A 24,838-nucleotide genomic window follows, 5' to 3' on the forward strand; every position below is an offset into this window, starting at 1 on the left:
AGCAGCACACCGACGAGGATCGAGCCGAGCGCGTCGAAGACCGCCTGCCCGGTGAGCTGGTGCAGCAGGATGCCCGCGAACGCGATGACGAGGCCGATGAGCGCGGCGGAGTCCTCGGCGAACACCGCGCGCAGTGTCGGGTTGGAGGTGCTGAGGATGTGCTCGACGGTGCTCGTGCCGCGCTCGCTGGCCAGCTTGTGTGCCTGGCGGTACGACTGGAGGAAGGAGACGCCCTCGAAGACGAACGACACGGCGAGCACGCCGTACGCGATCGCGTAGTCCGCCTCGCGCTCGTTCGAGCCGAGCTCGGAGACGCCGTGCATGATCGACACGACGGCGCCGGCGGTGAACAGCCCGACCGCGGCGAACAGGCTCCAGACGTACGACTCGCGACCGTAGCCTCCCGGATGGGCGGAGTCGCGCGGGCGGGCGGCCGAGCGCTCGGCCTGTAGCAGGAAGATCTCGTTGCCGGAGTCGGCCCAGGAGTGCGCCGCCTCGGCGACCATCGACGCTGAACCGGTGAGCGCCGCCGCGATGGTCTTCGCGATCGCGACCAGCACGTTGGCGCCGAGGGCGAGGATCACCGTGAAGACGCTGGACGATTCCCGCTTCGAGGCCATGGCGGCCACGATAGTCCCCGTTTCCACCCCGCACATTCGTGCCGAATGTCGTGAATGCCAGCGCCATTCCCGACATTCGGCACGAATGTTCGGGAAGGGGGAGGCGTCGCGGGGAACGACGAAGGCCCCGGTCTTTCGACCGGGGCCTTCTGTTGTGTCCGAGGGGGGACTTGAACCCCCACGCCCTATACGGGCACTAGCACCTCAAGCTAGCGCGTCTGCCATTTCCGCCACCCGGACAGGTGTTCGCGGCTTCCGGACGAACCGGCTGCCGAAGAAAGACATTAGCACGGATACCGGGCCCGGATTCACATCGGCCGAGCATCCCGGGCGTGGCGCGTCACTCGCCGTCACGACGGGGCCGTCGCGCGCCCGGCGCCCGGTAGCGTGGAGGCCATGACCGACGACTCCACGCTGGACGAGACCGCGATCATCGCCCGCGACCTGATCCGCTTCGACACGACGAACTACGGGGAGGGCAAGTCCAACGGCGAGACGGACGCCGCCGAGTACGTCGAGGCGCGGTTGAGCGCCCTCGGCCTGAAGCCGCAGCTCTTCGACTCCGACCCCGGGCGCACCAGCGTCGTCGCGCGGGTCGCCGGGCGCAACCCGCAGAAGCCGGCCCTCGTCGTGCACGGCCACCTCGACGTCGTGCCCGCCGACCCGCGCAACTGGAGCGTCGACCCGTTCGGCGGCGTCATCAAGGACGGCCTGCTCTGGGGCCGCGGCGCGGTCGACATGAAGAACATGGATGCGATGATCCTGACCGCGGTCGGCGACATCCTGAACGCGGGGGAGCAGCCCGAGCGCGATCTGGTCGTGGCGTTCTTCGCCGACGAGGAGGACGGCGGCCGGCGCGGCTCCCACCACCTCGTCGACAACCACCCCGAGCTCTTCGCCGGCGCCACCGAGGCGATCAGCGAGGTCGGCGGCTACTCGATCGACCTCGAGGGTCGTCGGGCCTACCTGCTGCAGACGGGGGAGAAGTCCCTCGTCTGGATCAAGCTGATCGCCCGCGGGACCGCAGCCCACGGCGCGCGGCTGATCCGCGACAACGCCATCACCAGGCTCGCCGAGGCCGTCGTCGCGATCGGCCGCACCGACTGGCCGATCCAGCTGACCGCGACCACCACCCGCCTCATCGACGAGCTGGGCCGTCTGCTCGACGTCGACCCCGAGCGCGTCGGCCCCGACGAGGTCGTCCTCCGCACCGGCACGGCCGCGGGATTCATCCTCGCGACCCTGCGCGCCACCACGAACCCGACGCTGCTCGAGGCCGGGTACAAGCACAACGTCATCCCGGACACCGCGGAGGCGCTGGTCGACATCCGCACGCTGCCCGGCGACGAGGACCGCGTGCTCGCCGAGGTGCAGCGTCTCATCGGCGACGACGTGCAGGTGCAGATCATGCACCGCGACATCGGCCTGGAGGCGGACTTCGGCGGCGAGCTGATCGACGCGATCACCGGCACGCTGGAGCGCCACGACCCGGGAGCGCCCGTGCTCCCGTACCTGCTCTCCGGCGGCACGGACAACAAGGCGCTCAGCAAGCTCGGGATCACCGGCTACGGCTTCGCCCCGCTGCGCCTGCCGAAGGATCTCGACTTCCCCGGCATGTTCCACGGCGTCGACGAGCGCGTCCCGCTCGACGCGCTAGTGTTCGGTAGGGCCGTGCTCCGGGACCTGCTCAGCAGCTACTGAGCCGCGGCCCCCGATCCACCGACCTGGCGAAAGCGACGCATGGAGTTCATCAACGCCCTCATCCTCGGGCTCGTCCAGGGACTCACGGAGTTCCTCCCGATCTCGTCGAGCGCGCACATCCGCATCGTCGGCGAGCTGCTCGGCACCGGAGGCGACCCGGGAGCGCGGTTCACCGCGATCATCCAGCTCGGCACCGAGGCCGCCGTCCTCCTGTACTTCTGGAAGGACATCACGCGGATCATCTCGCGCTGGTTCCTGGCGCTGTTCGGCAAGATCCCGCGCAACGACCCGGACGCGAAGATGGGCTGGCTCGTCATCCTCGGCAGCGTGCCGATCGTGGTGCTGGGGCTGTTCTTCCAGGACGCGATCGAGACGACCTTCCGCTCGCTCTGGATCGTCGCGACGACGCTGATCGTGTTCGGCATCCTGCTCGGCATCGCCGACTGGGTGGGAGCGAAGACGCGCCGGCTCAAGGAGCTGACCTGGGGCCACGGCATCATCTTCGGCTTCGCGCAGGCGCTCGCGCTCATCCCGGGCGTGTCGCGCTCGGGCGGCACGATCACCGCCGGGCTGTTCATGGGGTATCAGCGCCGCGCGGCCGCACGCTACTCGTTCCTGCTGGCGCTGCCCGCGGTGTTCGGCAGCGGCTTCTACCAGCTCTACAAGGCGATCAAGGAGCCCTGCACGGAGGCGCTGGCGAAGGCCGGCACCTGCACGGTGGAGGTCTTCGGGCCCGCCGAGACCGCGGCGGCGACCCTGGTCGCCTTCGTCGTCGGTCTGCTGGTCATCGCGTTCTTCATGGGCTACATCTCGCGCCGCAGCTTCCTGCCGTTCGTGATCTACCGCGTCGCGCTCGGCGTGCTGCTGATGATCCTGCTCGGCACGGGCGTGCTCGCCGCCTGACCGCGTCGACCGGCCTCGAGAGGCCGGCCCCGGCCGGTTCTCAGCCCCGGCGCGGGTCGTCCGGCGCGCGCCCGGCGGTCCCGCCGTCGCGGCCGTCCTTGCCGTCGCGCCGGCGCAGGTAGCGCTCGAACTCCTGGGCGATGGCCTCGCCGCTCGCCTCGGGGGAGTCGACCGTGTCGCGCGCCTGCTCCAGCTGCTGGATGTAGGCCGCCATCTCCTCGTCGTCGGCGGCGAGCGCGTCGATGCCCGCCTCCCACGCACCGGCCTCCTCGACCAGGGAGCCGCGCGGGATGGTCACGTCGACCATCTCCTCCAGCTTGTCGATGAGCGCGAGCACCGCCTTCGGGCTCGGCGCGTTGTGCACGTAGTGCGGCACCGACGCCCAGATCATGATGGTCGGGATGCCGACGTCCTCCGCGCCTTCGGCGAGCGCGCTCAGGATGCCGACCGGGCCCTCGTAGCTGGAGCGCTCGACGCCCAGCTGCGCGCGGACGGTCGCGTTCTCGCTCGACGCGAACACCGAGATCGGCCGGGTGTGGGGCACGTCGGCGAGCATGGCGCCCAGGAAGACGATCGCGCCGACGTCGGCGGCGAGCGCCACGTCGATGATCTCGGCGGTGAAGCTGCGCCAGCTGCGGGAGGGCTCGGTGCCGACGAGCAGGAAGATGTTGCCGGCGTTGTCGCCCGTCACGCTCAGCTCGGCGTCGTCGGCCAGGCCGTCGGGGACATGCCCGGGGAGCGCGGGACCGTAGACGATCGCGGACGGCCAGACCAGGCGGCGGCGCCCGTCCTGCTCCTCCACCACCGGGCGGTTGAACTGGAAGTCGAAGTAGAGCTCGGGGTCGACCTCGGCGATGGGCACGACGTCGAGCTGCTCCTTGAGCGTCTTCACCGCGCCGCTGGCCGCTTCGCCGGCGTCGTTCCAGCCTTCGAAGGCGACCACGAGGATGCGCCCGTCGAGAATGCTGTCTGCGTCAGTCACTTGAGCTGTACCTGGTCCTCTCCACGCGACCGTTCGACCGCCGTCCCTCCAGAATAGGCCCGAGTGCGTACGGATAGACTTGTGGCCCGTGACTGCACCGATCCCCGCCACCGCCTCCGACCGCTCGCTCCTCCCGGCCGCCGTGCTCTGGGACATGGACGGCACGCTGGTCGACACCGAGCCGTACTGGATGGCATCCGAGGAGGAGCTCGTCTCCTCGTTCGGCGGCACCTGGACCCACGACGACGCCCTCCTGCTCGTCGGGCAGGGCCTCTGGACGTCCGCGGAGATCCTCCGCTCGCACGGCGTGGACATGGACGCTGACGCGATCGTCTCGTGGCTGACCGACCGAGTGCAGCAGAAGCTCGACACCGAGGGCGTGCCCTGGCGGCCCGGCGCGCGCGAGCTGCTGTCGTCGCTGCGGGAGCGCGGCGTGCCCACCGCGCTCGTGACCATGTCGGTGCGGAGGATGGCGGAGCAGATCGTCTCGCACATCCCGTTCGACGCGTTCGACCTGATCGTCAGCGGCGACGAGGTCGAGCAGCCGAAGCCGCACCCCGAGGCGTATCTGCGCGCGGCGGAGCAGCTCGGCGTCGACCCGCGCGACGCGGTCGCGATCGAGGACTCGCTGGTCGGCCTCGCCGCGGCGGTCGCCTCCGGCGCCATGTCGATCGGCGTGCCGCACATCGTGCCGATCCCCGCGTCGGACGAGCACACCATCTGGACCACCCTGGACGGCCGTACGGCCGACGACATCGCCGCGGTCGCCGCGGCCCGCACGCAGACCCCGAAGGCGTAGACACCCGATGAACGAGACACGACGCAGCTCCGGCCCCTTCCGCGCGGGCGACCGCGTGCAGCTGACCGGACCCAAGAACCGCATGAACACCATCACGCTGGTCCCGGGAAAGCTGTTCCACAGCCACCGTGGCGTGCTGGAGCACGACGCCATCATCGGCCTCCCCGACGGCTCCGTCGTCACGAACAACGCCGGCGTCGAGCACCTGGCGCTGCGCCCGCTCCTCACCGACTTCGTCATGTCGATGCCGCGCGGAGCGGCGATCGTCTACCCGAAGGACGCCGCGCAGATCCTCGCCCTGGCCGACATCTTCCCGGGCGCGACCGTCGTCGAGGCGGGCGTCGGCTCGGGGGCGCTCTCGCTCTGGATCCTCCGCGCGATCGGCCCGGAGGGGCGCCTGCACTCGTTCGAGCGGCGCGAGGAGTTCGCCGAGGTGGCGCGCGACAACGCGGCCACCTTCCTGGGCTCCGATCCCGAGAACTGGACGGTGTCCGTCGGCGACCTCCAGGAGGCGCTGCCCGCCGCCGTCGAGCCGGGCTCCGTCGATCGCGTGGTGCTCGACATGCTCGCGCCCTGGGAGACCCTCGACGCCGTCACGACCGCGCTCAAGCCGGGCGGCGTGGTCATCTGCTACGTCGCCACCGTCACGCAGCTCTCCCGCGTGGCCGAGGCCATCCGGGCGACCGGGAACTTCACGCACCCGCAGTCGAGCGAGACGATGGTCCGCGGCTGGCACGTGGAGGGGCTCGCCGTGCGCCCGGACCACCGCATGATCGCGCACACCGGCTTCCTCCTCACCGCGCGGCGGCTCGCCCCCGACACCGTCCTGCCGGAGCTCAAGCGCCGGCCGTCGAAGAGCGACTACTCCGACGCGGACGTCGAGGCCTGGACTCCCGGCGCCCTCGGCGAGCGGCAGTCCAGCCCGAAGAGCCTGCGCAAGCGGGTGCGGGAGGCCGCGACGAGCGCCGAGCTGGCCAAGGCCCGCGACGACGCGGACGAGGACGCCCCGACCGTCGACTAGCATGAGGAGGTCGTGAGGTCTCGTACCTCCGGCCTCCCCACCGATTCGCATCGAAAGAGGACCCGTGCGCAGAGCTACCGCACTCGTCGTGGCCGCCGGCCTGCTGGCCGTCGCGCTGACCGGCTGTTCGTCGAACCCGAACGCGAGCTGCGACGGGGCGCTCCCGTCGGGCAAGGCCTCCGACCTGGTCACCGCGACCGGGAAGATCGGCGGGACACCCAAGATCGAGGTCCCCGCGCCGATTGACACCACCACCTCGCAGCGCACGATCCTCACCGAGGGCACGGGCGAGAAGGTGCAGCGCAACCAGATGCTCGAGGTCACGTACAGCGTGGTCAACGGCGAGACGGGCGAGGTCGCGGGCAGCAGCTCGGCCAAGCAGCTCTACGCGACGGGCACCGACGCGATCAGCAAGGGCCTGCTCTGCGCCCCGGTCGGGTCGCGCGTGGCCATCGTGGTCTCTCCGAAGGACTCCGGCGCCGACGCGGGCTCCGGCTCGCCGTCGCCGATCTACGTCATCGACGTCGTCAAGGCGTTCCTCCCGGCCGCGAACGGCGCCGTGCGCCCGTCGGTCTCCGGCTTCCCGACCGTCGTGCTCGCGCCGACCGGTCAGCCGGGCATCACCATCCCGTCGTCGGGCGGGGCGCCCACGACGGTGCGCAGCGAGCTGCTCAAGCAGGGCGACGGCGCCGAGGTGAAGAAGGACAGCCAGGCGATCCTCCAGTACACGGCCGTGGGCTGGGAGCAGAAGAACGTCGTCACGAGCAGCTGGACGACCTCGCCCGACCTCGTCGACATCGCGAGCGGCCAGAGCTCGCTGCAGAACCAGTCGAGCTCGGTGCTCCCGCAGTCCATGCTGAAGGAGCTCGTCGGGCAGAAGGTCGGCTCGCAGGTCGTCATCGAGACCCCCAAGGACAGCGCCTTCCCGGCCGCCGCGTGGGTCGTCGACATCCTCGGAGTCCGCTAGCCGCGACTAGGATGGACGGGTGCCGAAAACCTCGTCCTCGCCGTCGCGCGTCCCTGTCGAGGAGCGGTTGTTCAGCCTGGTGCTGGCGCTGCTCGCGACCGAGACGGGGCTGACGAAGAACGAGATCCTGTCGACCGTGCAGGGCTACCGCCAGCGCTACGCTGCCCACGGCGACAACAGCAGCCTGGAGCGGCAGTTCGAGCGCGACAAGGACGACATCCGCGAACTCGGCGTGCCGCTGGAGACGGTCGAGTCCCCGGAGGCCTCCGGCAACAACCAGCTGCTGCGGTACCGCATCCCGAAGGGCGCGTACGACCTCCCGCAGGACGTCGTCTTCTCCCCGGAGGAGATCACGCTGCTCGGTCTCGCCGCGACCGTCTGGCGCGAGGGCTCTCTCTCGGGCGAGTCGCGCCGCGCGCTGATGAAGCTGCGCTCGCTGGGCGTGGAGGCCGACGAGCCGATCGTCGGCTACGCCCCGCGGCTGCGCGTGCGGGAGGCGGCGTTCGAGCCGCTCAGCCAGGCGCTGGAGCGGCACGCGATCGTCCAGTTCCCGTACCTCAAGCCCGGCGAGACCGCGTCGCGCCTGCGCACGGTCGCGCCGCTGGCGCTCGTGCAGCACCAGGGTCGCTGGCACCTGCAGGGCATCGACCAGGACGCGCAGGGTTCGCGCACCTTCCTGCTCTCGCGCATGGTCGGCCCGGTCAAGGTCACGAACCGCACGTTCGAGCCGGAGGGCGACGGCTTCGCCGAGCGGGCCCTCGCCGATCTCGACGCGATCTGGGAGGCCAACGTCGCGGAGATCCGGGTCGATGCCGGGACGGACGCCGCCACGCGCCTGCGCAAGCGGTACGGCGACGCGGTCCCGGTGCACGGCGACGGGGAGGCCGTCACGCTGACCGTGAACTTCTCCGACATCAACATCCTCGCCGACCAGCTGGCGAGTTTCGGCCCGGAGGTGCTGGTGGTCTCGCCGCCCGAGCTCCGGCAGCAGGTGCTGGACCGGCTGCTCGCCACGGCGCGCGCCCACGGAGCAGGGGAGGGGCTCGATGGCTGACCGCCGCCGGCCGATGCAGGCGCAGGACAAGCTCGCGTTCCTGCTGGCCCTGGTGCCGTACCTGATGGACCGCGACCGGGTGAGCGTGACGGAGGCCGCCGCGCACTTCGGCGTCGAGCCGGACCAGCTGCGCGACGCCGTGCGGCTGATCGCCGTCTCCGGCGTGCCGGGCGAGACGAACGCGTACCAGCCAGGGGATCTCTTCGACATCTCCTGGGACGACTTCGAGGACAACGACCGGATCGTGCTCACGCACCAGGTCTCCATCGACGACTCGCCCCGGTTCTCGGCTCGGGAGGCGGCGGCGCTCATCGCCGGCCTCCAGTACCTCACCGCCCTCCCGGAGAACGCCGACCGCGACGTGATCGGCTCCCTGATGGCGAAGCTCGCCCGCGGGGCCTCCGGCGCTCCCAGCGAGGTCGCGGTGGCCCGCTCCGAGACCGACGAGGCGCTGGCCGTGATCCGGGATGCGGTGATCGCCGGCACCCGGCTCGACTTCGACTACCGCAACTCCCGTGGCGAGCGGGAGCGCCGCCGCGTCGACCCGCTGCGCGTGGAGTCGATCGACCAGGACTGGTACCTGCGCGGCTGGGACCACGCGCGCACCGCGCTGCGGACCTTCCGCCTCGACCGCATCGAGAACCTCACCGCGACCGACGTGCCGATCGCGTACAGCCCGGGGGATGTGACCCTCCCGGAGACGCTGTTCGAGGGCACGCCGGACGACCAGCTGGTCACCGTCGAGGTCTCCGCCTCCGCGGTGCCGCTCATCGAGGACTACATCCCCGAGGGCGCCGAGCGCAGGGAGCTCGACGGCGTGGTGCGCACCAGCGTGCGGGTGGCGCACTTCCACGGCCTCAAGCGACTCGCGGGCGGCCTCTCGGGCGTGCTCACCGTGCTCGACCCGCCGGAGGCCCGCCGGGTCGTCGGGGAGTGGGCCGCCGCCGGCGCAGCCCGGTACCGGTAGGCTTCCGGCATGCCGTGGTGGTCGTGGCTCGTCATCTGGACCGTGCTGGTGCTCGGTCTGCTCGGCATGCTCGCGTACTTCGCCTGGAGCCTGTTCCGCAAGCTCATGGCCGCCGGCCGGGAGGCGTCGGCGCTGCTCGAGAAGGCGGAGATCCTGCAGTCGCGCGTGGACGACCTGCGCGAGGAGCCGTTCCATCCCGCCGTCTTCGCCGACGCCGCCGAGCTGCGCCAGGAGCGCACGCAGGCCCGTGCCGATCGGGAGTTCGCAAAGCAAGCTCGCAGGGATGCGCGGGTGCGGCGCGGTAAGCTACTGGTCAAAGCGGACCCCTCGCGCTTTGAATACGTGACTCGAAGGACTCCATAATGCTCGGTGGACTCACCGGATGGCATCTGCTCATCATCCTCGCAGTGATCCTGCTCCTCTTCGGTGCGCCGAAGCTCCCCGCGCTCGCGAAGAGCATCGGTCAGTCGATGCGCATCTTCAAGGGCGAGGTCAACGAGATGAAGAAGGACGGCAAGGACGCCGACGCCTCGTCCGAGCCGACCGTGACGGACTCGTCGGCCGAGACCAAGCCGAAGCCGTAACGCGGTGGCCTCCACCAAGCGAGGCAAGAACCGCGAAGGGCGGATGTCGCTCGCAGAGCACTTCGTCGAGCTTCGCAAACGCCTCTTCCGATCGGCGATCGCGCTCCTGGTGGGAGCCGTCGTCGGCTGGTTCCTCGCCGATTTCGTCATGGACGCCCTCCGCGGCCCGATCACCCAGATCGCCGCGCAGCAGGGCCGCGAAGCGACTCTCAACTACGACAGCATCACCGGCGCCTTCGACCTGAAGATGCAGGTCGCGGTGACGATCGGCGCCGTGATCTCCAGCCCGGTGTGGCTCTACCAGATCTGGGCGTTCTTCGTGCCCGCCATGACGCGCAAGGAGCTGAAGTACGCCTTCGGCTTCTTCTTCACCGCCGTCCCGCTCTTCATCGCCGGCGGCGTCGTCGGCTGGATGCTGGTGCCGCACATCGTCAGCCTCCTCACCAGCTTCGCGCCGGAGCAGGACGCCGCGATCATCGGGGCCAAGACCTACTTCGACTTCATCATGAAGCTGGTGCTCGCGGTCGGGATCGCCTTCGTGCTGCCCGTGTTCCTGGTGCTGTTCAACTTCGTCGGGATCCTGAGCGCGAAGTCGATCATCGCGTCGTGGCGCTGGGCGCTGATCCTGATCGTGCTGTTCACCGCCATCGCTACTCCGGCCGCCGACGTGCTCTCGATGTTCCTGCTCGCCATCCCCATGGTCGGCCTGTACTTCGCCGCCTACGGGGTCGCCTGGCTGCACGATCGGCGCGTGGCGAAGGTCGCGGATCGGCTGGAGGCCGAGCTGGCGGCATAGTCTGGACGGGTGACCGACCAGCAGCTCTCTCCGGCCGAGCGTTTCGCCGCCTCGCGCCAGCGCGCCACCCAGCCGATCCTGGAGACCTTCCGGGCCGGGCTGCGCTTCGACCTCGACCCGTTCCAGCGGGAGGCGTGCGCGAGCCTGGAGGAGGGCCGCAGCGTGCTGGTCGCCGCGCCGACCGGCGCGGGCAAGACGATCGTCGCGGAGTTCGCGGTCTTCCTCGCCATGCGGGAGGCCAACGCGAAGGTCTTCTACACGACGCCGATGAAGGCTCTGAGCAACCAGAAGTTCCAGGAGTTCGTCGAGGCCTACGGTCCGGAGTCGGTCGGACTGCTCACCGGCGACACCAACATCAACTCGCACGCCCGCATCGTCGTGATGACGACCGAGGTACTGCGCAACATGCTGTACGCCGACTCCGATCTGCTCTCGGATCTGGCGTACGTCGTCATGGACGAAGTGCACTACCTCGCCGACCGCTTCCGCGGCGCCGTGTGGGAGGAGGTCATCATCCACCTCCCGTCGGAGGTCCGGATGGTGTCGCTCAGCGCCACGGTGTCGAACGCTGAGGAGTTCGGCGACTGGCTGCAGGCCGTGCGCGGCGAGACGGACGTGATCGTCTCCGAGGAGCGCCCGGTGCCGCTGGAGCAGCACATCCTGATGCGGTCGAAGCTGATCGACCTGTTCGACTCGTCGGGGCTGGCCACGACGAACCGCGTCAACCCTGAGCTGGTGCAGATGGCCCGGTACGGCGGCCGCGTGCTCAGCAGCCGCCAGATGCGCGACGTCGGCCGGTACCACTCGCGCGGCGGGCGGCCGGACTCGTTCCGGATGGAACGGGCCGCGTTCGTCGAGGTGCTGCGCGAGCGCAACCTCCTGCCGGCCATCTTCTTCATCTTCAGCCGCAACGGCTGCGACGCGGCCGTGCGCCAGACGCTCCGCTCGGGCGTCCGCCTCACCGAGAAGCACGAGCGCGACGAGATCCGCGCGATCGTGGAGGAGCGCTGCCGCACCCTGCTCGACGAGGACCTCGCCGTGCTCGGCTACTGGGAGTGGCTGGAGGGGCTCGAGCGCGGGGTCGCCGCGCACCACGCGGGCATGCTGCCGGCCTTCAAGGAGGTCGTCGAGGAGCTGTTCCGCCGCAAGCTCGTCAAGGTCGTCTTCGCGACGGAGACACTGGCGCTCGGCATCAACATGCCCGCCCGCACGGTGGTGCTGGAGAAGCTGGAGAAGTTCAACGGCGAGGCGCGCGTGCCGATCACGCCGGGGGAGTACACCCAGCTGACCGGGCGCGCCGGCCGTCGCGGCATCGACGTCGAGGGCCACTCGGTGATCCAGTGGGAGGACGGCCTCGACCCGCAGGCGGTCGCCTCCCTCGCCTCCCGCCGCAGCTACCCGCTGAACTCCAGCTTCCGCCCGACCTTCAACATGGCCGTGAACCTCATCGACCAGTTCGGCCGGCCGCGCACGCGCGAGATCCTGGAGTCGTCGTTCGCGCAGTTCCAGGCCGACCGCGCTGTCGTCGACCTGGCGCGCAAGGTGCGGCAGCAGGAGGAGTCCCTCGCGGGCTACGAGGAGGCCATGACGTGCCACCTCGGCGACTTCCGCGAGTACTCGCGCATCCGCCGCGAACTGACCGACCTCGAGCGCAAGGGCGCCAAGCTGGACAACACGTCCCGCGCCGACCGCGACAAACGGCAGCGCCAGCTCGCCGCCCTGCGCAAGCGGATGAAGGACCACCCCTGCCACCGCTGCCCCGACCGCGAGAAGCACGCGCGCTGGGCGGAGCGCTGGTGGAAGCTCAAGCGGGAGACCGATCGGCTCAGCGCCCAGATCCAGTCGCGCACCGGCGCCGTGGCGAAGGTGTTCGACCGCGTCTCCGACGTGCTGCTGGAACTCGGCTACCTCGTGGAGGAGGAGGGCGGCACCGCGCTCACCGTGCACGGGCGCACCCTCAAGCGCATCTACGGCGAACGCGACCTGCTGGTCGCGGAGTGCCTGCGCCGTGGCGCGTGGAAGGAGCTCGACGCTCCCGGCCTGGCCGCGATGGCGTGCGCGCTCGTCTTCGAGCCGCGCCGCGACGAGGGGCTCGCGCACGAGCGCACCCTCCCGCGCGGCGCGTTCCGGCCCGCGCTCGACCGCACGATCGAGCTCTGGAGCAGGCTCGACGACCTCGAACGCGAGAACCGGCTCTCGGGCAGCGAGCCGCCCTCCACCGCCCTCTCCCTGGCGATGTACCAGTGGGCGCGCGGCGCGGCGCTGGACTCGGTGCTGCGGGAGGCCGACATGGCCGCGGGCGACTTCGTGCGCTGGACGAAGCAGACGATCGACCTGCTCGACCAGCTCTCCCTCGTCGCCCAGGGGAACGTCGGACGCACCGCGCGGCAGGCGCTCGACGCGATCCGTCGCGGCATCGTCGCGTACTCCGCGGTTGCCTGAGCGGCCTGCCGAGCCGGATGCTTTAGGCTCTCCCTTCGTGACCCGAACCCCGCGCGCTCCGCTCCCGCTCTGGCTCGCGGTCCTCCTGGCCATCGCCGCCGGGCCGGTGCTCGACGCCGGGTTCCCGGACAAGGGCTGGTGGCCGCTCACCTTCCTCGGCATCGCGATGGTGCTGCTCGCGCAGCGCGGCCGCCGGGCGGGTTCCGCCTTCCTCGTCGGCTGGCTGGCGGGGGAGTCGTTCTACCTGGTGCACGTCGCGTGGACCGCGCTCTACCTCGGCCCGGTGCCCTGGGTGGCCCTGTCGACCCTGGAGGCGCTGTTCTGGGGCGTGGGCGGCATCCTGATCACTCTGGCCTACCGCTGGGTTCCGCGGGCGTGGCCGGGCGTGTGGGGCCGTGTGGGCCTGGTTCCGGTGATCGTCGCGGGGCTCTGGGTGCTGCGGGAGTATGTGACGGGCAACTGGCCATACGGCGGCTTCTCCTGGGGCCGGGTCGCGGAGTCGCAGTCGGAGAGCCCGTTCGCGCCGCTGGTGGCGTGGCTCGGCATCTCGGGGCTGAGCTTCGTGATGGTGTGGCTGGTGGCGCTGCTCGTCGAACTGGCGTTCGCGGTCGACCTCCGTGCCGTCGCGCGGGCCGGGCTGGCGATCGGGGCGATCGCGCTCGTGCTGGCGATCCCCGCGTGGCCGACGCCGACGCACGGGACCACCCGGATCGCAGCGGTGCAGGGCAACGGGCCGGCCGGCTACTTCGACGATGCGCCCGTGGGCGCGGTGCTCGACGCGCAGGTGGCGGAGACGCTGAAGATCGCCGACCAGAAGGCGGACATCGTCGTGTGGCCGGAGGGCGCCGCCCTGCCGGACCCGACGCGCGACCCCTCGTCGGCGGCCATCCTGGACGCCCTCAGCCGCCGGATGGACGCCACCTTCGTGGTCGGGACCATCACGTATCGCGACGGCAAGTACTTCAACTCCTCCCTGCAGTGGGAGGCGGGCAAGGGCGCCGTCGACTACTACGACAAGAAGCATCCCGTGCCGTTCGGGGAGTACGTGCCGGATCGGGCGTTCTGGCGGCCGTTCGCGCCGGACCTGATCGACCTGATCGGCCGCGACTACACCCCGGGCACGCGCGACAACGTGTTCGACATCGGCGGTGTGCGCGCGGGCATCTCGATCTGCTTCGACATCGTCGACGACCAGCTGCTGACGGACATGATGCAGGGCGGGGCGCAGGTCATCCTGGCGCAGACCAACAACGCCGACTTCGGGAAGACGGACGAGAACCAGCAGCAGCTCGCCATCGCCCGACTGCGCGCGATCGAAGCGGGCCGGGCGCTGGTGAACATCTCCACCGTGGGAAGCAGCCAGATCATCGGGCCCGACGGACGGACGATCTCGGAGATCCCGCCGTTCACTCCCGGCCACATGATCGCGGACGTGCCGCTGGGCACCACGACGACGCCGGCCACGCTGCTGAGCCGGGGGATCGAGTTCCTGGTGGCGGGTCTCGGGCTCTTCGGGCTGCTGATCGCGGCCGGCGCCCGCCGCAACCCGGCTCCGGACGCGAGAAGGCCGCTCCCACCGGTGCGGTGAGAGCGGCCTCGAGTCGCTGACGGGGTCAGGCGCTGTGCTTGCGCTCCCCGGTGCCGCGGCGGGCACGCAGGTACTGCAGGCGCTCCTCCAGGAGCTCCTCCAGCTCGGCGCGGGTGCGGCGCTCCAGGAGCATGTCCCAGTGGCTGCGCGGCGCCTTGACGTCGGAGTGGTCGACCTCGACGGGGGTGTCGCCGACCAGTCTCCTGGCCTCGTGTCCGCAGTGGCGGCACTCCCAGGTGTCGGGTGCCTCGGCCTCGGACGAGAACACGGTCTCGGTCTCGTTGCCGCACTCGGGGCACAGGTAGGTGTAACGGGTACGCGGTGAGTAGACGACGCCTTCTTCGCTCTGTAAGCTCTGGGCGCCGAGTCTCATTCCGCGCAAACTGCGATCTGCCATCGTGTGGTCTCCTCTTCGCGCGAATCCTCACAGTTATAAACCGTCAAGCTGGGGATTCTCTTTCCGGGCCGCCGGATCTCTCAGGACGCTCACAGCCTCCCAGAAGACTCCCAGGCTCAGGCGGCCCGGGAGGCGGCCAGCGCGGCGAGCAGATCGCACCGGTCGGTGACGATCCCGTCCACGCCGAGATCGAGCAGTCGCGTCATGTCGGCGGGGGCGTTGACGGTCCACACGTGGACCTCGGCGCCCGCCGCCTGGATGGCGCGCACCGTGCGGGCGCTGACGACGCGCAGAGGGCCCTGACGTTCGGGGACCTGCACCGCCGCGAATCCGCGCAGGGAGTGCCGAACCAGGGGCGTGAGGCCGGCCTTCGCAGCGGCGAGGGCCGGTGCGAACTCGGGGACCGATGGGGAGGTCGCGACGCCCGGCAGCTCGTCGGCGACGGCCTGCCGCCGCGCCGTCGAGAAGCTCGTGATCAGCACGCGGTCGACGGCTCGCGCCTCCCGGATCGCGGTGACCACGGAGGCGGCCGCACGCTCGTCCTTGATGTCGATGTTGAAGCGCGCCTGGGGGAAGGTGTCGAGCGCCTCCGCGAGAGAGCAGAACTGCTGGTCGTGCCCGAGTTCCACCCGGCGCAGCTCCCGCATCAGCATCCCGTCGACGCGACCGGGCCGGCCGGCGACGCGGTCGAGCTCGGGGTCGTGGCTGACGACGGCGACGCCGTCGGCGGAGGCGTGCACATCCGTCTCCAGGTGCGTTGCACCCGCCGTGAGGGCCTTCAAGAAGGCCAGGAGGGTGTTCTCCGGCGCGTCGAGGGCCAGCCCGCGGTGCGCGATCACGCGCGGCCGCGGGCCGTCGAGGAAGCTCACGCCGGGGGAGCGGGGGTGCCTGCCGGAGGCACCGGCGTCGCGGTCCCGTCGGCCGTGGCCGCTGCAGCGGCGGCAGCGCCCTTCTCGCCGAACGCCTGGCCGATGCCCTTGAGCGCTTCCGTCAGCTCGCTCGGGATGATCCAGAGCTTGTTGGCCGGGCCCTCGGCGATCTTCGGCAGGGTCTGCAGGTACTGGTAGGCGAGCAGCAGGTTGTCCGGGTTGCCCTTGTGGATGGCGCTGAACACCGTCTGGATGGCCTGCGCCTCGCCCTCGGCGCGCAGCACCGCCGCCTTGGCGTCGCCCTCCGCGCTCAGGATGGCGGCCTGCCGGCGTCCCTCGGCGTTGAGGATCTCCGACTGCTTGTTGCCCTCGGCGGTCAGGATGACGGCGCGGCGGTCTCGCTCGGCGCGCATCTGCTTCTCCATCGAGTCCTGGATCGAGAGGGGCGGGTCGATCGCCTTCAGCTCGACGCGGGAGACGCGGATGCCCCACTTGCCGGTCGCCTCGTCGAGCACGATCCGCAGCTGGCCGTTGATGTTGTCGCGGCTGGTCAGGGCCTGCTCGAGGTTCAGGCCGCCGACCACGTTGCGGAGCGTGGTGGTCGTGAGCTGCTCGACGGCGCCCAGGTAGTTGGCGATCTCGTACGTCGCCGCACGCGCGTCGGTCACCTGGAAGTAGACCACCGTGTCGATCGAGACGACGAGGTTGTCCTCGGTGATCACCGGCTGCGGCGGGAACGAGACGACCTGCTCGCGCATGTCGATGAGCGGGCGCACCTTGTCGACGAAGGGAACCACCACGTTCAGACCGGGGAGGAGCGTCTTGTGGTACCGGCCGAGCCGCTCCACGACGCCGGCCCGGGCCTGCGGGATGATGCGGATCGCGCGGAACAGGGTGACCAGCACGAAGATCGCGATGACCGCGCTGATCACGATGACCACGATGGTCGTGACGAGCTGACTGGAATCGTTCACGACGCACTCCTCTCGGTGATGCCGTCGGCGCCCGAGGGCACCGGGGCAGGGGTGACGACCGCGGTCGCACCCTCGATGGACACGACCACGACGTGCTCGCCGGGGACGAGCTCGGCGGCCGGGGACACGACGACGGCGCCGTCGGACGCGGTGGCGAGACGAGCGGTCCAGGTCTCGCCGATCGCGAGCTTCACCAGGCCGCCGGTGCGCGAGACGGTCGAGACGACCAGGCCGCCCATGCCGATCAGGGCGGCGACGTTGCTCTTGGCCGGATCGCCGCCGCGCTTGAGCGCGCGGAGCAGCGGCGGCCGGATGAAGAACAGCAGGAGGACCGAGAGCACCGCGGCGACGATCAGCTGACCCCACCAGGGAGTGCCGACGAAGCCGGAGACGAGGCCGCCGACGCTGCCGATCGCGATCATGAGGAAGACGAGGTCGAGCGTGAGCATCTCGATGATGATGAAGACCAGGATCAGCACCAGCCAGGCGATCCAGGCGAAGGATGTGATGTCCATGATCGGGCCCCCTTCCCTGCGCGTCCTTACCTGACGGTATCAGGTGCGGAACCGGTGCGGCCGGAACCCACTTGGTAGTCTCAGGATGCAGTTTTCCGCACACTCTAGGAGTCTTCGTGTCCAACCCCCTCGCTCCCGGCTCGCTCGCCGGCAAGCGCGCCCTCGTCACCGGTTCGTCCCGAGGCATCGGCGCCGACACCGCGCAGTACCTGGCCGAGGCCGGCGCGAGCGTCGTGATCAACTACCGCAACAAGGAGGCGCGCGCGGTGAAGCTCGCGGACGCCCTCCGCGCGAACGGGGCCACGGCGCTGGTCGTCGGCGCCGACCTCACCGACCCCGCCTCCGTCGCGGGCATGTTCGACACCGTCGGCAGCGAGTGGGGCGGTCTCGACATCCTCGTCCTCAACGCCTCCGGCGGCATGGAGTCGGGCATGGCCGAGGACTACGCGATGCAGCTGAACCGCGACGCCCAGGTGAACGTGCTGACCTCCGCCCTGCCACTCCTCGGCGCCGGATCGCGCGTCGTGTTCGTGACCAGCCACCAGGCCCACTTCATCCGCACCACGCCGACGATGCCCGAGTACGAGGCCGTCGCCCTCAGCAAGCGGGCGGGGGAGGACGCGCTGCGCGACCTCCTGCCGACCCTGGAGGAGAAGGGCATCGACTTCGTCGTCGTCTCCGGCGACATGATCGAGGGCACCATCACGGCGACCCTCCTCAACCGGCTCAACCCCACCGCGATCGAAGCCCGCAAGGAGGCCGCCGGCAAGCTCTACAACGTCAGCGAGTTCGCGGCCGAGGTGGCGTCGGCGGTCGTCGACCCCGTCCCGGTCGGCCACACGAGGCTCGTGGGCGACGTCTCCAGCTTCACGCCGGTCGACGAGTAGGGGGCGGCCATGAAGGCGAGCGATCTCGACCTGCTGACCGGCGTCTCGACCCCGACCGTGCATCCCGGAGGCGGGCGCGCGGTCGTGTCGGTGACCCATCCCTCCCTCGCGGCCGACGCGACCGTCGGCCAGCTCTGGACCATCCCGCTGACCGGCCACGCCGCGCCGCGCCGGCTGACCCGCGGGTTCCGCGACAGCGCGCCCCGGTTCTCCCCGGACGGCCGGCTGCTCGCCTTCCTGCGGTCGGTGCCGAAGTCCGCACCCCAGCTCTACGTCGTGGATGCCGCCGGCGGCGAGCCGGTGCAGGTGACCGATCGCAAGCTCGGCGTCTCCGGGTTCGCCTGGTCGCCGGACGGCCGCTCGATCGCGTTCGTCAGCCGGGTGCCCGAGCAGGGCCGCTACGGCACGGTGGAGGGGATCGACCCCGCGAGCGAGCGCCCGCGCCGGTTCGACACGCTGAACTACCGCGCCAACGGCCTCGGCTACATCACCGACCGCCGTGCGCACGTGTTCCTCGTGCCGGTGCCGGACGTGTGGGCCGAACCTGCCCCGACCCCCGTCGCCGCGCCGGACGGCTCCACGGAGCCCGCCCCGACGGTGGCCGAGCCGCTGCAGCTGACCTCGGGGCCCTGGGACGACGGCTCCCTCGCGTTCTCGCCCGACGGTGCGACCATCGCCTTCGTCTCGGCCCGGCACGAGACGCGCGACGACGACCTCCGGGCGAACGTCTTCCTGCTGCCCGCCGACGGGTCGGGCGAGCCGGTGGATGCGACCGGCGCCCACGGCGACTTCTCCATCGGGGAACTCGCCTACGGGCTCAACGGCGTGCTCTATTTCACCGCTCAGGACGTGGGGGAGAGCGGCCGGGACTTCGTCGGCCGCAACGCCGCCCTGTACGCCATCGATGGCCACGACGCGGCTCCGCGCCTGCTGACGGACGCCGAGAGCCAGGACTTCACCGAGTCCGACATCGTCGCGTACCGCGACGACTCCGTGCTCGTGCGCGATCGTTCGCGCGGCGCGCTCGTGCTCACCGAGGTCACCGCGGACGGCGCCTCCACGCGCCTGACCGACGACACCACCGTCGTGAACGGTGTCGGCGTCGCCGGGGACGTCGTCGTGCTGAGCATCGCGGACGCGGACACCGCCGGCGACGCCGCCCTGCTCACCCCGCACGGGCTGCGCCGGCTCACCGATTTCTCCGCCGCCCTGCGCGCGACCGGGATCGTCGAGCCGCGGGAGATCACCGTCACCGCGCGCGACGGCTACCCGGTGCACGGGTGGGTGCTCGTGCCGGAGGGCGAGGGGCCGCATCCCGTGCTCCTCAATATCCACGGCGGCCCGTACGCGGCGTACACCGGGGCGCTCTTCGACGAGGCCCAGGTCTACGTCGCCGCCGGGTACGCGGTCGTGATGTGCAACCCGCGCGGCGCCGCCGGCTACGGGCAGGAGCACGGCCGCGTCATCCGTCAGCGGATGGGCACGGTCGATCTGACGGACGTGCTCGACTTCCTCGACGGCGCGATCGCCGAGACCCCCGGACTCGACGCCGAACGCGTCGGGATCATGGGCGGCTCGTACGGCGGCTATCTCACCGCCTGGACGATCGCGCACGACCACCGCTTCGCGGCCGCCATCGTCGAGCGCGGGTTCCTCGACCCGGAGGCGTTCGTCGGCACCAGCGACATCGGCAGCTTCTTCGGCGACGAGTACACCGGCACCGACCCGGAGCTGATGCGGTCGCAGAGCCCGCAGGCCGTGGTCCGTCAGGTCACGACGCCGACCCTCGTCCTGCACTCGGAGGACGACCTCCGCTGCCCGCTGCCGCAGGCCGAGCGCTACTACGCGGCACTGAAGCGCAACGGGGCGGAGGCCGAACTGGTGATCTTCCCGGGCGAGGACCACGAGCTGAGCCGTGGCGGCCGTCCCCGTCACCGGCGCGAGCGGTTCGACATCATCCTCGACTGGTGGGCGAAGCACCTCCCGTCGGCGCTCAACCACGCGTAGCGGGCGAGCAGCCCCGGACGTCGAACGGCCCCGCCTCTTCTCGAGGCGGGGCCGTTCCGTCGTGTGCGGGAGGCTACTTCGCGGCGGCCAGCACGTCGCGACCGAAGGTGAACGCGCGGACGACGCCGATGATGCCGAGCACGATCAGCGCGATCGCCGAGAACAGGATCAGGAACGCGGCCGACGACGCCGGCAGGACGAGCACGACGATGCCGGCCAGGATGCTGAGGATGCCGAAGGCGATCGCCCAGCCCGAGTTCGGCGTGCGGCCCGACTCGGCCAGCGCCATCACGCCGTCGATGATCCAGCCGACGCCGACGAACGCGATGGCGAAGATCACGAGGACGGTCGCGGCGGTCGCCACGTTCTTCAGCGAGACGACGCCGGCGACGACGAGCAGCACGCCGAGCAGGATGTTCAGCGTGCGCAGCCCGCCGCCGATGCCCTTGCTGAAAATGCCGATCGCGAGACGCATCACGCCCGCGACGACGAAGTAGATGCCCAGGAACACGGCGAGGACGGCGATGGTCTTCGCCGGCCAGAACAGCAGCACGACGCCGAGGATGAACGCCACGGCGCCGCTGATGCCGATCGTCGCGCGGATGCCGTTGATCGCGGAGCGGGTGAGGTTCTTCGCGTCGAGGGAGAAGTCGTGCAGGACGGTGTCGACGGGATCGGTGGACGTCATCGTGTTGCCCTTTCGGTGGAGGGGGCGCGCCATGCGTCCCGTGCATGACCTTAGCGCCCGGGGTCGCCGCTGCGAAGGGGTGACCGTTCTCGGGCGCGTCACCGCTGGGCCACGCGGATCCACGGACACTCCGCGGCCTAGGCGGCCGTCGCTCTGCCGACCTGGGCCGCGCCGCTGACCCGTAGATACACGATGAGCCAGCTGAACACCAGGACGCCCGCCACCAGCTCCGCCGCCGTCAGCACGTAGTACCCGATGGCGAAGAAGACGAGGACGCCGACGATGGTGGCGAAGAAGACGTAGCCGAGCACGAAGAACGCCGGGGGAGCCTGGGGGAGCGCTGCCGGCACCCAGAAGACCAGGAGCGCGAACACCAGCACCATCCCGACCGCCGACACGTTGTGCAGGAGCTGCGAGACGCTGAGGGGGAAGACGCCCACACCGGCGAGTAGGACGCCGATCAGCAGGAGGCAGACCCGCACGCGCACGAGTCCGCGGCGGCGGCGCGGGTCGTCGACGTCGCGGAGGTCCGTCGCGTAGCGGGCGATCGCGGTGACGATGACGCCCGTGACGATGAGCGTGAGGTTGAAGGTGAGGGAGGACACGCTCGACGTCATCCCGAGGGCGCTCAGGTGCAACCGCCACCAGTCGGGATCGGGGGCGCTGAGCATGGCGGCCAGGATGCCGACGACCGCGAAGACGGCGAGGACCGTCGACAGGCGGAGGATGTCCATCCCGGCTCCGGAGAGGAACACGGCGTAGGCGGTGACGCCCGCGACGGCAGCGGCGAGGACCACAGCGGCCAGGGCGTACACGGAGGCCCCCTGGAACGCGTCGGCGAGCACGGCGCCCAGCACGATCCAGAGCAGCAGTGCGATCACGCCGTGCGCGAAGGCGATCACGACGGTGTCGAAGACGTCGGCGGCGGAGGTGCGGGAGCGCGGCACGCCGGGCGCGCGGCTGTCGAACGGGGTGAGGCCTTCGCGTCGCCAGAGGCGGCCGACGGGGTAGGCGATGATCGCGACCACCCCGGCGGCGATCGCGGCGAACTGCGAGACCGATCCCGGCCCGGCGATCGGGAGGGTCTGCCCCCAGAACGACGGCACTGCGACCAGTGCGGTCAGCACGAACCCGGCGGCGCCCGCGATGATCGCCGCACCCTCCTCCCGGAGCGCGGGAGCGGAGGATGCCGCATCCCGTCGGGCTGACTGTGCACGCTGCGCGTCGGTCATGGCGACCTCCCCGTCGGCGCACTCGGTGTCGTTCACCGCGCCGACGGCCCGAGTATCGCGGTCGGCCGGGGGTTTGGGTAGTAGGCGCGGGGGAGTGGGGGATGCCGCGGGCGCTGTTCCCCGCTACGGTTTTCCCGTCGATCCCGACCCGAAGGAGGGGAGCCGTGGGGTACGTCATCCTGGTCATCGCGCAGACCGTGGCGCTGCCGATCATCTCCGGCATCGTGGAGCTCGCCGTCGCGGGCGGGGATCCGGTGCTGGTGTTCGGCAAGTGGTGGGTGTTCTGGGGCGTCGGCACGCGCTTGCTCGTGGCCGGGATCGCCCAGGTCTCCGGCAAAGGGCCGACGACCGAGATCCTCGGGGCCGCTGCGCCGACCGTGCCGGAGAAGCAGCTCGTGCGCGAGCTCGGAATGGCGAACATCGGGATGGGTCTCGCTGGCCTGCTGGCGCTGGTGCCGGGATGGGCGTTGCCGGCCGGCTTGGCGGGCGGACTCTTCCTGCTCATCGCGGGCGTGATACACGTGCCGAAGAGGGGCAAGAACGCGCAGGAGGCGCTCGCGACGTGGACCGATTTGGTCGTCGGGCTGGTCGTCGTCGTGCTGGCGGTGGACGTGCTCGTGCGGGTCGTCTCCGGCTGAGCCGTGCGTTCGCGCCCTGGCGGACCTTGTCGCTCCCTCCGCGCGGCGGATAGTCTCCCCGCATGGAGATGGGGGACGCTTCGGGAGCGACGCGGCCGCGACCGCGCGGTGCGCTCGGGCTGTTCCTCGCCTACGGGGGAGTGGTCGCAACCCTGGCTGTCGGGCCCGCGATCATGTGCGTCGGGCTCGTGGCGGGCGCGGACTGGTGGATCCCGATGCTCGTCGGCGCCGCGCTCAGCGTGTTCGTCATCCCGTTCGCGCTCGCCAAATGGCGGATGATCGGGCGTCAGCAGCGGGAGGCCGCCCTGCTGGGCGAGCGCGGACGGCTCGCGCGGGGCGAGGTCGTGGCGATCGGGCCCGCGATGTTCGCGGACGAGGACGGCGTCACCCTCACGCTGCGCTTCGCGGACCTCGACGTTCCGGCGTTCCAGGTCGAGTACGTCTGCGCGGCGGCGCGCGGGTACGAGGTCGGGGACCGCATCGAGGCGCTCGTCGATCCGGAGACGGGGCTGTTCGCCATCCCGAGCGAGCGGCAGCGCCGCGCACTCCGCGGAACCCTCTCGTGACCACGGCCGATCCGCCTGCGGCCGATGCGGTATCCGCCTTCCTCGACGACTACGCGCAGCAGCGTCCCGAGGCGGCGCGATTCGCCCGGCTGCTGCTCGACGACGGCAGCCGGGTGGTCTCCGCGTGGGGCCCGGAGCAGATGGCCGTGTGGCACCTCGAGGTGCAGCGCGGCGGCATGCTGGTGATGTTCCACAGCGAGCGCGGCTACGCGGAGTGGCCGCGGATCGTCCGCTCATCAGTTCCTGGGCCGCACTGGGACGAGTACCGGCCGATCGGTCTCGCCGTCTTCGCGTGGGCCCGCGCACACGGTGTGCCGTTCCGCCTCGACGGCCCCGACGACTTCGATCACGACCTCGAGGCGTACGGCCTCGATGCGCTGGACTGGCTGGACCGCGTCGGCGATGCGCCGCTGCAGCGGGTGTACCAGGCTTGGATCGATCACCGGCTCGCCCGCGGCGCGCGTGACGAGAGCCGGCAGCGGTCCCACGCGGTCGCCGCGATGGAGGCGGCAGCCGGCGGTGGGCACGTGGGAAACTGAGCGAAGGTCAGGAAAGCCGTACGAGGCGTTCTCGAGGGGGAGAGGGGATTGCACACGGCCCTCGTCGCATCCACCGAGCCCCCCTGGCCGCGGCAGGAAGACGATCGGCCGTGCGCAACTCGATCAAGTTTACGAGTCCGGGTGGCTGAGGGCGGGTCGGGGGTGTACATCCTTCGTGACATTCGGGAGCAGTGCACGTTATGTCAGCTTTGCGTTGAGGGGTTCGCGGAGCGGGATGCGGCAATGCGGCTGGTGCGGTGCTGACGTGTGACGGGCTGGGTTGTTGCGCGTGGTGTGCGTGCCGTTGATTCTCGCAGCGGGATCTGCGACTCGGACAATGCGGTGCCAGGCGCCCCCTCACGGTGCTTCATGACGGGTGCTGTGCATGCGAGAAGATCGTCGAGCGCCGGGTCTTGTCGGCTTCTGGGTCGTTCTAGGCGCTCTGGAGCTGCCTGATTGTGTTGCGCTGATAATGCACATTATGTCAGGTCGATGCGCTTGACGCGCTCTAAGGGACACTTACCTACCACGCAAAGCCACCAGCCGCAGAACGCAGAAAGCCGTTACTAACCCGAACACGATCGTCAACACTATTCCGACTGCGGGCGACTTGGCGAAGAAGATCGTTACGGCGAGGAATATGGTGGCGATCGCGCCCAGTAGAGCTCCGAGGCTAAGAAACAATCTCTGGAACTGCATGTTGCCGCTCGATCGCCCAGCCATCATGATCCTTTCTCCATCAAGAGTTCTCATCAACATACGTGTCGATCGCTGCACTGACCAGTTGGCCTACAACACCGCAACCGATCGCCCCGACGACTAGCCCGACTCCTGCAGTAGCGCCGCCCACAATCGCATCGCAAGCGAACTCGATCGCACTACCCGCCACGTAGGAGACTAGATTGCTACCTGACAGCACCGTTAGAAGCGAGCCGCCGGCAAATGCCGCGGCGATGAGCTTTGCGAGCAGTGCGGCGCCGATCCGGCCTGACGGATCCGAACCGTTGACCGGATCACCGCCGGCGTAGGCGTACCGGTTGGCGTTGGCGGGGTCGAGCGGTGTGTCGAGGGTGTCTTGTTGGGTCCAGGTGCCCGTCACCGG

Annotated in this window: 26 protein-coding genes and 1 tRNA gene; 17 read left to right on the forward strand and 10 right to left on the reverse strand. The window is 70.4% G+C overall.

Annotated elements, in window-relative coordinates; genetic code table 11:
- Both BGO91_RS09400 and BGO91_RS09405 read right to left on the reverse strand, forming a co-directional pair.
- A partial coding sequence (locus BGO91_RS09400) for a cation diffusion facilitator family transporter (protein WP_290472500.1) occupies positions 1–620 on the reverse strand: 620 nt, incomplete at its 3' end.
- 155 nt (positions 621–775) lie between these two features.
- Positions 776–860: transfer RNA gene (locus BGO91_RS09405), tRNA-Leu, on the reverse strand.
- Positions 861–1,016: 156 nt separating this feature from the next.
- Here BGO91_RS09405 and BGO91_RS09410 point away from each other — a divergent pair.
- Positions 1,017–2,321 (forward strand): M20/M25/M40 family metallo-hydrolase, encoded by a 1,305-nt coding sequence (locus BGO91_RS09410; RefSeq protein WP_290472501.1) that lies wholly within the window; start codon positions 1,017–1,019, stop codon positions 2,319–2,321.
- A 39-nt stretch (positions 2,322–2,360) separates the two neighbouring features.
- Complete coding sequence (locus tag BGO91_RS09415; RefSeq protein WP_021763676.1) at positions 2,361–3,224, forward strand: undecaprenyl-diphosphate phosphatase; 864 nt, start codon at positions 2,361–2,363, stop codon at positions 3,222–3,224.
- 40 nt (positions 3,225–3,264) lie between these two features.
- On the opposite strand, the gene BGO91_RS09420 is transcribed toward BGO91_RS09415, so the two are convergent.
- The gene (locus BGO91_RS09420) at positions 3,265–4,206 is read right to left on the reverse strand and encodes a proteasome assembly chaperone family protein (protein WP_290472502.1); all 942 of its coding nucleotides are present in this window, start codon (positions 4,204–4,206) and stop codon (positions 3,265–3,267) included.
- An 88-nt stretch (positions 4,207–4,294) separates the two neighbouring features.
- Between BGO91_RS09420 and BGO91_RS09425 the strand changes: the two genes are divergently transcribed.
- From BGO91_RS09425 to lnt, 10 genes are all read left to right on the forward strand, one after another.
- On the forward strand, positions 4,295–5,005 hold the full coding sequence (locus tag BGO91_RS09425; protein WP_290472503.1) for an HAD family phosphatase: 711 nt from the start codon (positions 4,295–4,297) through the stop codon (positions 5,003–5,005).
- Between the two features lie 7 nt (positions 5,006–5,012).
- The gene (locus tag BGO91_RS09430) at positions 5,013–6,026 is read left to right on the forward strand and encodes a tRNA (adenine-N1)-methyltransferase (RefSeq protein ID WP_290472504.1); all 1,014 of its coding nucleotides are present in this window, start codon (positions 5,013–5,015) and stop codon (positions 6,024–6,026) included.
- Positions 6,027–6,090: 64 nt separating this feature from the next.
- Positions 6,091–6,993 carry a peptidylprolyl isomerase gene (locus tag BGO91_RS09435; protein ID WP_290472505.1) on the forward strand — a complete coding sequence of 301 codons (903 nt, stop codon included), beginning with the start codon at positions 6,091–6,093 and terminating at the stop codon, positions 6,991–6,993.
- Between the two features lie 19 nt (positions 6,994–7,012).
- Positions 7,013–8,047, forward strand: a complete 1,035-nt coding sequence (locus BGO91_RS09440) for a WYL domain-containing protein (protein ID WP_290472506.1) — start codon at positions 7,013–7,015, stop codon at positions 8,045–8,047.
- Entirely contained in the window at positions 8,040–9,014 is a 975-nt protein-coding gene (locus tag BGO91_RS09445; protein ID WP_290472507.1) for a YafY family protein, read from the forward strand. The genes BGO91_RS09440 and BGO91_RS09445 overlap by 8 nt, the downstream gene beginning before the upstream one ends.
- Before the next feature lie 9 nt (positions 9,015–9,023).
- Entirely contained in the window at positions 9,024–9,377 is a 354-nt protein-coding gene (locus BGO91_RS09450) for a hypothetical protein (protein WP_290472508.1), read from the forward strand.
- Positions 9,377–9,598 carry a Sec-independent protein translocase subunit TatA gene (gene tatA / locus BGO91_RS09455; RefSeq protein WP_021761604.1) on the forward strand — a complete coding sequence of 74 codons (222 nt, stop codon included), beginning with the start codon at positions 9,377–9,379 and terminating at the stop codon, positions 9,596–9,598. Before BGO91_RS09450 ends, tatA begins: the two co-directional genes overlap by 1 nt.
- A gap of 4 nt (positions 9,599–9,602) precedes the next feature.
- Entirely contained in the window at positions 9,603–10,394 is a 792-nt protein-coding gene (tatC, locus tag BGO91_RS09460) for a twin-arginine translocase subunit TatC (protein WP_290472509.1), read from the forward strand.
- A gap of 9 nt (positions 10,395–10,403) precedes the next feature.
- Entirely contained in the window at positions 10,404–12,836 is a 2,433-nt protein-coding gene (locus tag BGO91_RS09465; RefSeq protein ID WP_290472510.1) for a DEAD/DEAH box helicase, read from the forward strand.
- A 37-nt stretch (positions 12,837–12,873) separates the two neighbouring features.
- Positions 12,874–14,424, forward strand: a complete 1,551-nt coding sequence (gene lnt, locus BGO91_RS09470) for an apolipoprotein N-acyltransferase (RefSeq protein WP_290472511.1) — start codon at positions 12,874–12,876, stop codon at positions 14,422–14,424.
- A 25-nt stretch (positions 14,425–14,449) separates the two neighbouring features.
- On the opposite strand, the gene BGO91_RS09475 is transcribed toward lnt, so the two are convergent.
- The 4 genes from BGO91_RS09475 to BGO91_RS09490 all read right to left on the reverse strand — a co-directional run bounded on the left by BGO91_RS09475 (position 14,450) and on the right by BGO91_RS09490 (position 17,179).
- Positions 14,450–14,821, reverse strand: coding sequence for an RNA polymerase-binding protein RbpA (locus tag BGO91_RS09475; protein ID WP_039921634.1), 372 nt, complete (start codon positions 14,819–14,821; stop codon positions 14,450–14,452).
- A 116-nt stretch (positions 14,822–14,937) separates the two neighbouring features.
- Positions 14,938–15,690 carry a glycerophosphodiester phosphodiesterase family protein gene (locus BGO91_RS09480; protein WP_290472512.1) on the reverse strand — a complete coding sequence of 251 codons (753 nt, stop codon included), beginning with the start codon at positions 15,688–15,690 and terminating at the stop codon, positions 14,938–14,940.
- On the reverse strand, positions 15,687–16,664 hold the full coding sequence (locus BGO91_RS09485) for an SPFH domain-containing protein (protein ID WP_290472513.1): 978 nt from the start codon (positions 16,662–16,664) through the stop codon (positions 15,687–15,689). Before BGO91_RS09485 ends, BGO91_RS09480 begins: the two co-directional genes overlap by 4 nt.
- The gene (locus BGO91_RS09490; protein WP_290472514.1) at positions 16,661–17,179 is read right to left on the reverse strand and encodes an NfeD family protein; all 519 of its coding nucleotides are present in this window, start codon (positions 17,177–17,179) and stop codon (positions 16,661–16,663) included. Before BGO91_RS09490 ends, BGO91_RS09485 begins: the two co-directional genes overlap by 4 nt.
- 116 nt (positions 17,180–17,295) lie before the next feature.
- Between BGO91_RS09490 and BGO91_RS09495 the strand changes: the two genes are divergently transcribed.
- Positions 17,296–18,066: an SDR family oxidoreductase gene (locus BGO91_RS09495; RefSeq protein WP_290472515.1), complete on the forward strand. Its 771-nt coding sequence runs from the start codon at positions 17,296–17,298 to the stop codon at positions 18,064–18,066.
- 9 nt (positions 18,067–18,075) lie between these two features.
- A complete protein-coding gene (locus BGO91_RS09500; RefSeq protein ID WP_290472516.1) occupies positions 18,076–20,073 on the forward strand; it encodes a S9 family peptidase in 1,998 nt (665 codons plus the stop codon).
- Between the two features lie 73 nt (positions 20,074–20,146).
- On the opposite strand, the gene BGO91_RS09505 is transcribed toward BGO91_RS09500, so the two are convergent.
- Both BGO91_RS09505 and BGO91_RS09510 read right to left on the reverse strand, forming a co-directional pair.
- Positions 20,147–20,761 carry an HdeD family acid-resistance protein gene (locus BGO91_RS09505; RefSeq protein WP_290472517.1) on the reverse strand — a complete coding sequence of 205 codons (615 nt, stop codon included), beginning with the start codon at positions 20,759–20,761 and terminating at the stop codon, positions 20,147–20,149.
- Between the two features lie 137 nt (positions 20,762–20,898).
- On the reverse strand, positions 20,899–21,993 hold the full coding sequence (locus BGO91_RS09510) for a DUF998 domain-containing protein (protein ID WP_290472518.1): 1,095 nt from the start codon (positions 21,991–21,993) through the stop codon (positions 20,899–20,901).
- 164 nt (positions 21,994–22,157) lie between these two features.
- Between BGO91_RS09510 and BGO91_RS09515 the strand changes: the two genes are divergently transcribed.
- From BGO91_RS09515 to BGO91_RS09525, 3 genes are all read left to right on the forward strand, one after another.
- The gene (locus tag BGO91_RS09515) at positions 22,158–22,631 is read left to right on the forward strand and encodes a hypothetical protein (protein ID WP_290472519.1); all 474 of its coding nucleotides are present in this window, start codon (positions 22,158–22,160) and stop codon (positions 22,629–22,631) included.
- A 62-nt stretch (positions 22,632–22,693) separates the two neighbouring features.
- Positions 22,694–23,197: a hypothetical protein gene (locus BGO91_RS09520; RefSeq protein ID WP_290472520.1), complete on the forward strand. Its 504-nt coding sequence runs from the start codon at positions 22,694–22,696 to the stop codon at positions 23,195–23,197.
- Complete coding sequence (locus tag BGO91_RS09525; protein ID WP_290472521.1) at positions 23,194–23,736, forward strand: hypothetical protein; 543 nt, start codon at positions 23,194–23,196, stop codon at positions 23,734–23,736. The genes BGO91_RS09520 and BGO91_RS09525 overlap by 4 nt, the downstream gene beginning before the upstream one ends.
- Positions 23,737–24,475: 739 nt before the next feature.
- Here BGO91_RS09525 and BGO91_RS09530 read toward each other — a convergent pair.
- Positions 24,476–24,838, reverse strand: a 363-nt coding sequence (locus BGO91_RS09530) for a hypothetical protein (RefSeq protein WP_290472522.1), incomplete at its 5' end; no start/stop codon positions are given.

The sequence above is a fragment of the Leifsonia sp. 71-9 genome, assembly GCF_001898805.1.
Taxonomy (GTDB): Bacteria; Actinomycetota; Actinomycetes; order Actinomycetales; family Microbacteriaceae; genus Leifsonia.

Bases quoted from the DNA above. Each gene is read 5' to 3' on its own strand.
- BGO91_RS09410 (WP_290472501.1), top strand. From the start codon at position 1,017: ATGACCGACGACTCCACGCTGGACGAGACCGCGATCATCGCCCGCGAC.
- BGO91_RS09415 (WP_021763676.1), top strand. From the start codon at position 2,361: ATGGAGTTCATCAACGCCCTCATCCTCGGGCTCGTCCAGGGACTCACG.
- BGO91_RS09430 (WP_290472504.1), top strand. From the start codon at position 5,013: ATGAACGAGACACGACGCAGCTCCGGCCCCTTCCGCGCGGGCGACCGC.
- BGO91_RS09445 (WP_290472507.1), top strand. From the start codon at position 8,040: ATGGCTGACCGCCGCCGGCCGATGCAGGCGCAGGACAAGCTCGCGTTC.
- BGO91_RS09450 (WP_290472508.1), top strand. From the start codon at position 9,024: ATGCCGTGGTGGTCGTGGCTCGTCATCTGGACCGTGCTGGTGCTCGGT.
- tatA (WP_021761604.1), top strand. From the start codon at position 9,377: ATGCTCGGTGGACTCACCGGATGGCATCTGCTCATCATCCTCGCAGTG.
- BGO91_RS09475 (WP_039921634.1), bottom strand. From the start codon at position 14,821: ATGGCAGATCGCAGTTTGCGCGGAATGAGACTCGGCGCCCAGAGCTTA.
- BGO91_RS09490 (WP_290472514.1), bottom strand. From the start codon at position 17,179: ATGGACATCACATCCTTCGCCTGGATCGCCTGGCTGGTGCTGATCCTG.
- BGO91_RS09500 (WP_290472516.1), top strand. From the start codon at position 18,076: ATGAAGGCGAGCGATCTCGACCTGCTGACCGGCGTCTCGACCCCGACC.
- BGO91_RS09505 (WP_290472517.1), bottom strand. From the start codon at position 20,761: ATGACGTCCACCGATCCCGTCGACACCGTCCTGCACGACTTCTCCCTC.
- BGO91_RS09510 (WP_290472518.1), bottom strand. From the start codon at position 21,993: ATGACCGACGCGCAGCGTGCACAGTCAGCCCGACGGGATGCGGCATCC.
- BGO91_RS09520 (WP_290472520.1), top strand. From the start codon at position 22,694: ATGGAGATGGGGGACGCTTCGGGAGCGACGCGGCCGCGACCGCGCGGT.